Raw genomic sequence first — 11,125 nt, forward strand, 5'->3', positions numbered from 1 at the left:
CTCAGCCCCGCAGCGCCTCGGCGATCGGTGCCGGCGTGCCGTCCAGACCGTTGCCGAACCGGATCGTCTTCCCGATCGTGGCGGGCTCCGCGAGCGTCCGGGCGATGACGGCGGCGACGTCCGCCCTGGCCACCGATCCGCGCCCCGACTCGTCCACCTGGATGAGACCGGTGGGCGGGTCGAAGGTCAGCGTGCCCGGACCCAGGATCGTCCAGTCCAGGTCCGTGTGCGCCAGGTGCGCGTCGGCCGCCCATTTCGCATCCGCGTAGGCGAAGAAGCTGCTCTCCGGATCCACGCCGTGATCGGCCGCGGATCCGATCCACGACACCATGACGTAACGCCGCACCTCGGCGGACGCGGCCGCTTCCATGCTTCGGATCGCGGCGTCGCGGTCCACTGCGTATGTGCGGCGCGGATCGCCGCCGCCCGCCCCGGCCGACCACACGACCGCATCGTGGCCGGCGATGAGCGAGGCGAGGGTCGCGGCATCCGCTGTCTCCACGTCCGAGACGACGGGGGTCGCGCCCGTGGCGGCGACCTCGTCGGCGTGGGCGGGATTGCGGATCACCGCGGTGACCTCGTCGCCGTGGGCGACCAGCAGCGGAGCGAGCAGGAGGGCGATGCGGCCGTGACCGCCGAAGACGAGGATGCGGGACATGAGGCCTCTGATGCTAATCGGGAAGCTGCTCGGTGTCGATGACGTAGGCCTGCGGATGCGAAGGCAGGTACCGGACGACGATGTCGCCTGAGGGCACCCAGGCGTCCCGGTCGGGGTACATCGACGGCGTGAAGAAGTCGTTCGGCAGCGTGTACTCCACGCCCGTCGCCGTGGTGAACCTCACCCAGTCGCCGTCGACGGTCGCGACGGCCGGCTGGCCGTTGTCGTGGATGTACGCCGAGGTCACCGGGACGCCGATCAGACCCAGGATGCCCAGGACGAGGCCAGCACCCATCACGACGGCGAGCACGCGGAAGAAGAGGCGCTGGAGGCGGGCGATGACGACGCGGGAACGCCGGTCCGAACCCGATTCCACGAGGCCTTCCCGCGCGCGGATCGTCGAGAGCCGGGAACGTGCTCCGATGGGCCGAGTCGCCTGCGAGAGCAGGCCCAGCATCGCGAATCCCGCGATGAACACCATTGCGTACCCGTGGGTCACGGGGAAGTTCACCAGCCACACGAGCGTGTCCATGAGGTTCATCGCGCGGCCTCCTCTTCGATCGTCAGGGCGACGGTGTGCGGATCGTCGCGGAGATACCGCGCCCACACGGGTGAGCCGACCTGCACGCGCGAGACGGCCTCCGGATAGACGAACACCGTCGTGTCGGCCTCCCAGCCGGTCTCGCCTTCCGGGGTGATGAGGAGGCGGACGGCGAGCTCGCTCTGCCCTTCGCGGCGCCTGCCGGTGGGGCGCACCGACAGGACGGATGCCGGGGCCTGCCGCCCCTCCTTCCGAGCACGCACCTGCCGCGGGTCGATCAGGCCGCGCGCGATGCGCCAGTCGAGCATGGCCTCGCGCACGGGAGGGTCGGTGATGTCGGCGAGTTCGACCGCATCGTGATCGCTCGCGCTGTAGCGCACGGGAAGCGGGGAACCCGGTTGCAGTGCGCTCGCATCGGTGGCGGGGACGAGCATCCGCAGCTGGGAGACGAACTCCTCGCCGTCCACGGGCGACACGCGCACGAAGATGTCGTACTGCGGGACGTCGTTGACCGTCAGACCGGTGCGAGCCACCTCCACGATCCGGCCGACGCCGATCCGCGTCTCGCCCCGCGGCGTGGAGCGGCGTCCTACGCCCAGGACGCCGCCGCCGATCGTGAGGATCAGTCCCCACGCGACGCCGATCAGGATCGGACCGGGTCCGTCGTCGTTGAACGGCAGGATCGAGGTGCTCTGATCGACGCCGAACAGGCCTTCCGCCGCCCAAATGGCCAGCCAGGCCGAGAGCAGGAGCCAGACGATGAGAACCACGATCCGAAACACGCTTCCAGGCTATCGGCGTCGGCCCCTCCCGATCACGGATGCGCCCGTAGGACCGCTCAGCCGGGGACGCTCTCCGCGATCCTGGCCAGCTCCCGCTGAACGCCCTTCGCCGCGGTGCGTCCGGCGCGGTTGGCGCCGATCGTGCTGGCCGACGGACCGTAGCCGACCAACTGCACGCGGGGGTCGGCTACGGCCGTGGTGCCGCGGCCGTTCCGTTCCAGCCGGATGCCGCCGGCCGCGCTGCGCAGGTGCAGAGGTGCGAGATGCGAGACGGCGGGACGGAAACCGGTGGCCCACAGGATCACGTCGACGGGTTCGAAGGAGCCGTCCGCCCAGCGGACGCCGTCCGGTTCGATCCGGGAGAACATCGCGCGGCGTGCCGCGTACGCGCCGAGCCGCTCGGCCTCGCGCTCTTGAGCCCGGAGCATGAGACCCGTGACGCTCACGACGCTCTCCGGCGGAAGCCCCTGAGCCACGCGCCGCTCGACGAGGGCGACGGCGGCGGCACCGGCCTCGGGGGTGAAGTCGTCCGTGCGCCAGACCGGTTCACGGCGGGTCGCCCAGATCGTGTCCGTGAGGGGCGCGAGCGCGCCGAGGAACTGCACGGCCGACGCTCCCCCGCCGACGATGAGCACCCGTTTGCCTCGGAAGTGCTCCGGGCCCGGGTAGTCGACCGTGTGCAACTGTTCACCGACGAAGGTCTCCATCCCCGGGTAGTGCGGCAGGAACGGGTGGGTCCAGGTGCCGGTCGCGTTCACGATCGTGCGGGTGCGCCAGGTCCGCTCGCCGGCGTGGACGACGAGGATGCCGTCGTCATCCGTGACCCGGTCGACCCGCACGGGGCGGACGATCGGCAGGCCGTGCTGGCGCTCGTAGGCGGCGAAGGATGCCGGGACCGCCCGGTTCGCGCGCTGGGCGTCACGCGGCGGCGGAGTCGAGCCCGGAAGTTCGGCGACGCCGTGGACATCGGTCATCGTGAGGGCATCCCAGCGGTGCTGCCAGGCGCCTCCGGGCTTGCTGTCGGCATCCAGGACGAGGTGCCGGATGCCGAGACGTTGCAGGTGATATGACGCCGACAGCCCTGCCTGTCCCGCGCCGATCACGATGCTGTCGAAGATGCCCACGATGTGGCCAACGCCCGCGGGTCCGCGGATGTTCCGGCGGAGGTCCCGCGACTCCGGAACCTCCGCCGTTGGTCACGACCCGATCAGCAACCGAGCGACCTCGGCGCTGCGGAAGAGAAAGCCGGCGTGCGACGTGTCGAGGGAGTGCACACGGAACGGATTCTCCGGTGTGAGCGCATCGGCCTCACGGATCAGGCGGTCCTGCATCTCGACAGGGAGCGACCGATCCTGAAGCAGACGCACGAACGTGTGCGGAATCCGCCCCCAGACGTCCGGCCGAATGCGGGCATTTGCGAGCATGACGGACAGCGACTCGTCGGGCTGCATGAGGTTCAGGAACGCCAGGAACCGGTCGTCGTCGACGTCCGCCATCGTCGCCGCCTTCAACCGTTCCAGCAGATCCGCATCCGCCGTCCGGTAGTTCGCTCTCCCGACCGCGGGCGAGGAGTCGACTTCGATGTTCAGGCCGGCCAGCTCCGGAAGCAGGCTCCTGGCGAACTCGGGTTCGGACATGTACTCGATCGGATTGGCTCTCGACGCACAGGCCCAGGCAGAGATGTAGGCGAGTCCGTCCACGAGATCCGGATGACGGTTCGCGAACACCGTGCTGGTCATTCCCCCGAGGCTGGCCGCCACGAGGATCACCGGGCCGTGCGCTCGCATCGCACGGACAGGCGCGAGCAGCGCGGCGACGTTGTCGTCGAGAGTCACGTCTTCGAGGATCGACCGATGCATCCGCAGTGCTTCGAGATCCTGCGGGGCCTGATAGGCGACCGGATACTGCGCCTCCAGACCGTGTCCCGGAAGATCGATCGCGTACGAGCGCCTCCCGAGGAGCGCCAGCTCGCGTTGCACCGGCGCCCACATGTGGGAGCTCGTGCCGGAACCGTGGACGAGAAGGAACGTGCTTCGGGGGTCGCTGAAAGGGAACGGTGCGTTGTTCATGTGCTTTCCTGTCGGTGGAGCGGAAGGTCCATCGGCATCACGTGTCGACCGCCTCAGGGAAAGGTCGGTAAGACAGGTCGCGGCAAACGCGACGGAGTGCGCCGGATTACTCCGAGCGCAGGCGTGAGAAGACCAAGCACATGCATGCAACCGTAGCAGAGCGGTGTCTGCCGGGCGAGGGCCGGACACACCCGAGATCCGCGCCCGATTGGCGCACGGGGCCGCTTCTGTTGTACTCTTTTCAAGTTGCCCCGGGCTTCTACGGGGCGGCATCTGGGCCTGTGGCGCAGCTGGTAGCGCACCTGCATGGCATGCAGGGGGTCAGGGGTTCGAGTCCCCTCAGGTCCACCGAGAATCCCGCGAGAGATCGCGGGATTTCGTCGTTTCGGAGACGCTCACTGCTCCCCGGTGTAGAACCCGTAGGTGGCGTCCGCCGCCTGTGCCGCGACGGCCGGATCGGCACCGGAGGCGACATGCGCTCGCGCCCACCCTTCGGCCGCGCCACGTGTGAACGCTTTGCCCTCCTCCGAGAGCTGCCAGGCCTGGGCCTCCGAGGGATCCAAGCGGCCGTCCACGGCGCCGAGGTGCAGCGCGAGACCGAACAGACCCTGATCCCAGCCGACCCCGGTCGCTCCTGGTCCGAACACGTCCCACATCTCCGTGGGCACGTCGGCCGTGTGAGCGGCGTGTTCGAGCCGAAGGCGGGTGCCACCGGCCTCCACCGCTGCCAGCCGCACGGTGAGCCACGTCACCCCGCCACCGTATTCCCATGTCACCCGGTACTCCGCCCGGCCGTCCGCCGGCGGATCGCACGCCAGGATCCGCCCTCCCGCGTTCCCCTCGAACTGGTACCGGCCGCCCTGACGCAACTCGCCCGACACCGGCAGGAACCACCGTTCGATGCGGTCCGCGGTCGTCACGGCATCCCACACGTCCTCGATCGGCGAGGAGTACGCCTGGCTGATGCTCTGGATGTAGGCCGGCGCGCCGGCGAACTCCTCCGTGCGCAGTTCTCGCTCGACGCTGTCGAGCTGCTTCTGAATGTCCATGTCGTCACTCCTCCACTCTCGGTTCGGCTCGCCCGTCTCGGCGGCGCTCCAGACGCCCCCGGGCGAGCTCGGTGTCCAGCGCGGCCAGCGGCCCGCGCCAGAAGCGCTCGAACGGCGACAACCAGGCGTTCGCGGCCGCCACGCCCGCGGGATCCACGGCGTACATCCGCCGGGTCCCCTCCGGGCGCACCGTCGCGAATCCGTTCTCACGCAGCACGCGCAGATGCTGCGACACCGCGGGCTGGCTGATGCCGAACTCCTCCTGGATCACAGCTCCCAGACGACCGGCCGCCTCCTCCCCCGCCGCGAGCAGTTCGAGGATGCGGCGACGGACCGGGTCTCCGAGGACGTCGAGCGCGTGCATGTCCTCATGGTTGCATCGACGCTTATATAAGTCACTCATAATTGTTGAATCGTCGCGCCGACGAGGCTCGGCCGCACCTCGCCCTAGACTGACGTCATGTCGCCCCGCTCCGACGCCGACCACCATCTGCTGCGGATCCACCGCGTCCTCCGCCCAGGGTTCGGAACCGAGGCGGCCGTGTACGGCACGATTCTGATGAGCGGCCTCGTCGCCGTGTCGTCCGCCCACGGCGAGACCTCGGCGATGGTGCTCATCACGGTCGCGGTCACGGTGCTGGTGTTCTGGTCCGCCCACGTCTATGCGGGGACCGTCGCCCGGGTCGGGGAACCCGACGAGGACGGACGCCCCGTCGGCGTCCGTCAGGCACTGCGCGGCTCCCTGCGGCACTCCTTCGGGATGCTCAGCTCCGCTGCCGTGCCCGCCGCGATCCTTCTGGCCGGGACGACGAGGGCGATCCCGGACGGCCTCGCGAACGACCTCGCGCTGTGGTCGGGGACCGTGATCCTCGCCTTCCTCGGCTACATCGCGTTCCTCCGACGAGGCAGTTCGCTTCCGGTCCGCCTCGCCGGAGCCGCGGGGACCGCCTGCTTCGGGATCGCCTTCGTGATCCTGAAGGCCTTCGTGCACTGATCGGGAGTCAGCGCTTCGCCGCCACCGGGACGCCGGCGGCGACCTGCGCGCGCCACCACGGCGTCTCGATGAAACCCCGCTTCATGAAGACCAGCTCCATCGAGGCGTTCCATCCCCGGACGCCCTTCAGGTGCGCGATGGTGCCTGTCATGAAGTCGTGCAGGGACTCAGTGCTCGGCAGGATGATCTCGCAGTACAGCGAGTTCTCATCCAGCGCTGCCGCAAGGAACCTCACTGAGACGTGCTGGGCGAGCGTCTGCGCCACGGCCGCGATGCGCGAGGGCTCCACGCGCAGCATGAGGAGCGTCTCGGCGCTCATTCCGAGAGCGGATGCCGGCACCATGGTGACCGTGGTCAGGCAGCCCGCGTTCTTCATCCGCTCGTAGCGGCGCCGCACACTGCTCTCGTTCATGTCGAGCTTGGCGCCGATCGACAGGAACGATGCTCGGCCGTTCTCCCGCAGTTCGCGCACGATCGCACGATCGGCCTCATCGAAGTGCGTCGGGTCGCACGTGTTCGGTGCCGGCATGTACCCGGACGGATCACTCGTGGCGTCCGCGTGGGCGTCGTAGAGCTGGCGGCCCCAGTCGAAGCTGACCTTGTAGTTGTGCATCATCAGGTCGCTCCGCCAGCGCTCCACGCCGGGGATCGCCTGCAGTTCGGTCAGCACGTGGGCATAGGTCGCCGAATCTCCCGGGATCACCACTTCCGCGAAGATGTCGAACTTGCCCGTGACCAGCGTCACGAATCGCACGTAAGGCGATTCGATCAGCTTCTCAGCGACCGAGAGCTGGGAACCCGGTGTGCAGTTGATGCGGACGAAGAAGGTCTCGACGTGTCCTTCGCTGCCCAGCGTCGGCACGATCCCGACCCGGACGACGCCTTCGGCCAGCAGCTGCTGGCCGCGGCGTGTCACGGTCGACACCGAAGCACCGGCGAACTCCGCGATCGAGGTCCAGCTCGCCCTCCCGTCCTGCTGCAGGGCGACGACGATGCGTCGGTCGAGTTCGGTGACCTCGCGTCCGAGGGGAACGCTGCTCATCGGGTCGGCGGCGTCACTCGGTGCAGGAACTCCCTGACCGTCTTCGTCCACGCCTCTGCCTCCTCGATCTGCGGTGAGTGCCCGGACTTCTCGAACACCACCATCTCGGAGTTCGGGATGAGATCTGCGATCACCTGGCTACACGATACTGGCGTGATCCAGTCCGTCCGCCCCACCGTGATGAGTGTCGGGATCGTGATCTCGTGCAGGCGCGGCTTGAGGTCGTACGCGGGCAGGTTCACCGAGAAGGCATAGTTGTGCGCCTCGTAACGATACGGAGTCGCTTCGACCTTGCGCTCCACGGCCGCCGGGTCGTAGACGAAGTCATACAGGGGCAGGATCTCGCGCCAGCAGTCCTTGAGATCCGCATCGTCCCGAACCCGTCCGAGGTCGATGCGATCGAACTTCTCCATGTCGATCGAGACGCGGTCCGAGGCCAGGGCGTTCTCGCGCGCGAGATGGGCGTTCGAGTTGTCCGGCGAGGTGTCCCGGAGCACCACGGCGCGGACGCGGTCGGGATACCGCAGGGCGTACTCCATCGCCATGAATCCGCCGTAGGACCCTCCGGCCATGATGACGCTCTCGGCGCCGATCCATGCGCGCAGGCCGTCGATGTCGGCGGCCCACTGCTCGTGGCTGAACGTGCCCTTCCCCTCGCTCTGCCCGCTGCCGCGGGCGTCGAACACGACCACCCGGTACTCGTCGGCCAGCCGACCGAAGCTCGCCCGTGGTTCGGCACGGGAGCCGAGTCCCGGCGCGCCGTGATGGGTGATGATGACCGGCGCCCCCTCGGGCCCGAGCACCTCGACCGCGAGGTGATTGCCGTTGATCTCCACCCACTGGTGTTCGCTCGTCGCGGCGGCGAACTCCGGAGAGACCGGTGGGGTCGTTGTCATGATGCGTCCTTCCTCGAGGCGTCAGCGCTCACAGCGCGATCGTGCAGTCATCAAGACTGCGGGGGTAGGTGGTGAGGGCCTCAGCGCCATCGGCGGTCACGAGCATGCTGTCGCTGATGCGGTAGCCCGCATGCCCCGGCACGTAGATCCCGGGCTCGTTGGACACGACCATGCCGGATTCCAACGTCGTGGCGTCTCCATCCTCCAGCCAGGGAGGCTCGTGCATCCCCAGGCCGATGCCGTGCCCCTGTCGGTGGCGGATGAACTCGCCGAGGCCGGCCTCCCGGATGACCTCGAGACACAGCCGGTTGGCCTCGCGGCACTCGAGGCCGGGCCTGATCGTCTCCTGCCCGATCTGCTGAGCGCGCCGGATCGTATCGTGGTATCGCCTCTGCTGCGCCGTCGGCTCCCCGAGGACGAACGTCCGCTCCCCCTCGATGAAACGTCCGCCGACCGCGCAGCCGAGCGAGAGCATGAACGTGTCGCCGGGCTGGAGGCGGTTCACCGACGGCAGGCCGTGCGGGAAGGCGGAGTTCGCCCCGGAATACACCAGACCGCCCGCGAGAAGGGAAGCGACGACGACGTTGCGGTGCTCGGCATACATCAGCCCGGATCCGGACGCCGTCACGTGCCGCTCCAGCTCGGCCTCCGTCGGGAGCTCTCCCCCGCTCGAGACGGCGTCGGTCACGAACCGGACACCGGCCTCGAGCATCCGGTCGGTGATCCGCGCCGCTTCACGGTGCAGCACGACTTCCTCCGGGAACTTGACGTACCGGGCATGCGTGATCAGCTCGCTCGGAGTGAACACGCTGCCGGGCATGGATTCGCGTGCCGCGACGAGCCTCTGATACGGCATCGTCGTGGCGAACCCCACGCGCCGCGCGGACGGCACGGCGCGTGCCAGCACGGCGAACGGCGGGACGATCCCGGGATACTCCGGGAAGGCGATGATCTCGGCGCGTGAGGCCTGAGACTGGGCGTACTCGCGTTCGAGCTCCGGCAGCAGCATCGTCACGGCACCGCTCGCGTCGAGCCAGATCGCGACGGGCCGCTCGGAGGGATGGTGGAAGAAGCCGGTCAGATAAGCGATGTCCTCGGGATGGTCGGTGAGGAAGGCGTCGAAACCCTCCTCCTCCATCCGCGCGAGCACGCGCTGCTGGACCCGATCGTAGAACGCCGCGTCGAGGCGCTGGTCGAAGTCGGTCATGTCGCTCCTCAGCGGGCCAGATGGCGCGGGTTGCGCGCATCGTTGTAGGCGATGGACAGGAGCGTCGCAGACAGCACGAGCACCAGGATCGCGATCGAGGGGAACAGGGTCAGCCACCAGGCGCTGACCATCGCACCGGCCTGCTGGGCTTCGTAGAGGATGCGCCCCCACGACCAGGTGGTGGGGTCGCCGAGGCCGAGGAACGCCAGGCCTGCCGCGGAGAGAACGGCTCGTGACGCGGTGACGACGACGGAGACGACGATGACGGGGGTGACGGCCGGCAGCAGATGCCGTGAGATGATCCACCACGGCGACGTCGTCATGAGCCGCGAGGCGTCGACGTACGGCAGCCCGACCACGGTCAGGGCCTGAGATCGCACGAGTCGAGTGACCTCCGGCCAGGAGAAGGCCGCGACCACGAGGATGATCGTCGATGTGCTCGGTCCGACGAGTGCGGCGATCAGGATCATGAGCGGCAGGACGGGCAGGGAGAGCGTCATGTCGACGATGACGCTGATCAGGCCGTCCAGGCGCCGGAAGTAGGCGCCGAGCACCGCGATGATCGTCCCGAAGACGATCGCGATGACGGATGCCGCCACCGCGACGAGCACGCTCTGCTGGGTTCCCCAGATCACCTCGGAGAACACATCGCGTCCCAGGGCGTCGGTGCCGAACCAGTGGGCGCCGCTCGGCGGACGCAGCACGTCGGGGCCGTAGCTGGCGGGGTACGGCGCGATCAGGGGCGCGGCGAGCGCGATCACGACCAGCAGCAGGAGCAGGCCGAGCGAGATCATGCCGAGGGGATCACGTCGGAACGCGCGCCACGTGTGCGCCGCAGCGCGCTCGCTGCCGATCGCGGTCGGTTCGGGAATCGCCGTCATCTCGGCGGAGGGCATCGGTGCGGTCATGACGTCTTCACTCTCGGGTCGAGGTATCCGTAGACGATGTCGGTTGCGGTGTTCGCCACGACGACGGTCACCGCAAGCATGAGGAATGCGCCCTGCAGCACCGGGAAGTCGAGCTGGGTGACGGCCTCGTAGATCCCGCGCCCGATCCCCGGATACGCGAAGACCGTCTCCGTGAGCACAGCGCCTCCCACGAGGAAGCCCAATTGCAGCCCGATCAGCGTCGTCGTCGGCAACAGGGCGTTGCGCAGTGCGTGCTTCCAGAGGATCCGCCGGCCGCGCAGGCCGTTCGCCTTGGCGAGAAGGATGTAGTCCTCTCCCAGTGTCTCGATCAGCGTCGACCGCATCGTGAGGACGTAGGAGCCGACCTGGATCAGCATGAGGGAGACAGCAGGCAGGATCAGGTGCTGAGCGACACTCAGGTACCACTCCATGCCGTAGGTCCCGTTCGTGTAGGCGCCTCCGATCGGGAGCCACCCGAGGGTGAGGCCGAACACGAACAGCAGCAGGATCGCGACGCTCGGCACGAACAGCGACTGCCCGGTGACACCGAGCACCTGAACACCGCGGTCGATGAACCTTCCCTTGTGGGAAGCCGCTGCGACTCCCAGCGGGATTCCGATGACGATCGTCAGCACGAGCGCCGTGATCGTCAGCAGCAGCGTCCACGGCAGACGCTGAAGCAGCACATCCGTCACCGGGATGGACTGAGTGAACGAGATGCCGAGATTGCCCTGCAGCAGCTGCCACATGTAGAGCCCGTACTGCACCAGCAGAGGCTGGTCCAGTCCGTACTGCTCGAGGATGGTCGCCCGGATGTCATCCGTCATGTTGGGGCTCGCCAGCGCCAGGGCCGGGTCGCCGGGAAGCAGACGGAGGAGCAGGAACGTCACGGTCACGGCGAACCAGATCGTGAGCAGACCACGTCCGACGCGGCTGAGAATGAACGATGCTCGGGACACCCGGGCGACCTTCCTCGAGA

The 11,125-nt window shown here is 68.4% G+C and carries 13 protein-coding genes and 1 tRNA gene; 2 read left to right on the top strand and 12 right to left on the bottom strand.

The genetic code is table 11. From position 1 onward, the window contains the following. Position 1 precedes the first annotated feature (1 nt). From KYX17_RS05445 to KYX17_RS05465, 5 genes are all read right to left on the bottom strand, one after another. Entirely contained in the window at positions 2-658 is a 657-nt protein-coding gene (locus KYX17_RS05445; protein WP_243225864.1) for an SDR family oxidoreductase, read from the bottom strand. Positions 659-671: 13 nt separating this feature from the next. After that, entirely contained in the window at positions 672-1,199 is a 528-nt protein-coding gene (locus KYX17_RS05450) for a hypothetical protein (protein ID WP_243225865.1), read from the bottom strand. Further along, positions 1,196-1,981: a hypothetical protein gene (locus KYX17_RS05455; RefSeq protein WP_243225866.1), complete on the bottom strand. Its 786-nt coding sequence runs from the start codon at positions 1,979-1,981 to the stop codon at positions 1,196-1,198. Before KYX17_RS05455 ends, KYX17_RS05450 begins: the two co-directional genes overlap by 4 nt. Before the next feature lie 56 nt (positions 1,982-2,037). Continuing rightward, positions 2,038-3,105 carry an NAD(P)-binding domain-containing protein gene (locus KYX17_RS05460; protein ID WP_243225867.1) on the bottom strand — a complete coding sequence of 356 codons (1,068 nt, stop codon included), beginning with the start codon at positions 3,103-3,105 and terminating at the stop codon, positions 2,038-2,040. Positions 3,106-3,177: 72 nt separating this feature from the next. Continuing rightward, entirely contained in the window at positions 3,178-4,050 is an 873-nt protein-coding gene (locus KYX17_RS05465; protein ID WP_243225868.1) for an alpha/beta fold hydrolase, read from the bottom strand. Between the two features lie 275 nt (positions 4,051-4,325). Between KYX17_RS05465 and KYX17_RS05470 the strand changes: the two genes are divergently transcribed. Next, positions 4,326-4,398 (top strand) — tRNA-Ala (locus KYX17_RS05470). A gap of 47 nt (positions 4,399-4,445) precedes the next feature. On the opposite strand, the gene KYX17_RS05475 is transcribed toward KYX17_RS05470, so the two are convergent. Then, positions 4,446-5,099 (bottom strand): SRPBCC domain-containing protein, encoded by a 654-nt coding sequence (locus KYX17_RS05475; RefSeq protein ID WP_243225869.1) that lies wholly within the window; start codon positions 5,097-5,099, stop codon positions 4,446-4,448. 4 nt (positions 5,100-5,103) lie between these two features. After that, positions 5,104-5,463 carry a helix-turn-helix transcriptional regulator gene (locus KYX17_RS05480; RefSeq protein WP_243225870.1) on the bottom strand — a complete coding sequence of 120 codons (360 nt, stop codon included), beginning with the start codon at positions 5,461-5,463 and terminating at the stop codon, positions 5,104-5,106. Positions 5,464-5,559: 96 nt separating this feature from the next. On the opposite strand from KYX17_RS05480, the gene KYX17_RS05485 reads away from it, so the two are divergent. Continuing rightward, the gene (locus tag KYX17_RS05485) at positions 5,560-6,093 is read left to right on the top strand and encodes a hypothetical protein (RefSeq protein WP_243225871.1); all 534 of its coding nucleotides are present in this window, start codon (positions 5,560-5,562) and stop codon (positions 6,091-6,093) included. Positions 6,094-6,100: 7 nt separating this feature from the next. Here KYX17_RS05485 and KYX17_RS05490 read toward each other — a convergent pair whose 3' ends face one another. From KYX17_RS05490 to KYX17_RS05510, 5 genes are read right to left on the bottom strand one after another with little or no spacing between them, the layout of a single operon-like run. Further along, complete coding sequence (locus tag KYX17_RS05490) at positions 6,101-7,135, bottom strand: Lrp/AsnC family transcriptional regulator (RefSeq protein WP_243225872.1); 1,035 nt, start codon at positions 7,133-7,135, stop codon at positions 6,101-6,103. After that, the gene (locus KYX17_RS05495) at positions 7,132-8,031 is read right to left on the bottom strand and encodes an alpha/beta fold hydrolase (RefSeq protein WP_243225873.1); all 900 of its coding nucleotides are present in this window, start codon (positions 8,029-8,031) and stop codon (positions 7,132-7,134) included. Before KYX17_RS05495 ends, KYX17_RS05490 begins: the two co-directional genes overlap by 4 nt. 28 nt (positions 8,032-8,059) lie before the next feature. Further along, positions 8,060-9,238, bottom strand: a complete 1,179-nt coding sequence (locus tag KYX17_RS05500; RefSeq protein ID WP_243225874.1) for a Xaa-Pro peptidase family protein — start codon at positions 9,236-9,238, stop codon at positions 8,060-8,062. Between the two features lie 8 nt (positions 9,239-9,246). Next, a complete protein-coding gene (locus KYX17_RS05505) occupies positions 9,247-10,146 on the bottom strand; it encodes an ABC transporter permease (RefSeq protein ID WP_243225875.1) in 900 nt (299 codons plus the stop codon). Beyond that, positions 10,143-11,105 carry an ABC transporter permease gene (locus tag KYX17_RS05510; protein ID WP_243225876.1) on the bottom strand — a complete coding sequence of 321 codons (963 nt, stop codon included), beginning with the start codon at positions 11,103-11,105 and terminating at the stop codon, positions 10,143-10,145. The genes KYX17_RS05505 and KYX17_RS05510 overlap by 4 nt, the downstream gene beginning before the upstream one ends. Positions 11,106-11,125: the final 20 nt, after the last annotated feature.

The organism is Microbacterium sp. CIAB417 (assembly GCF_022788845.1).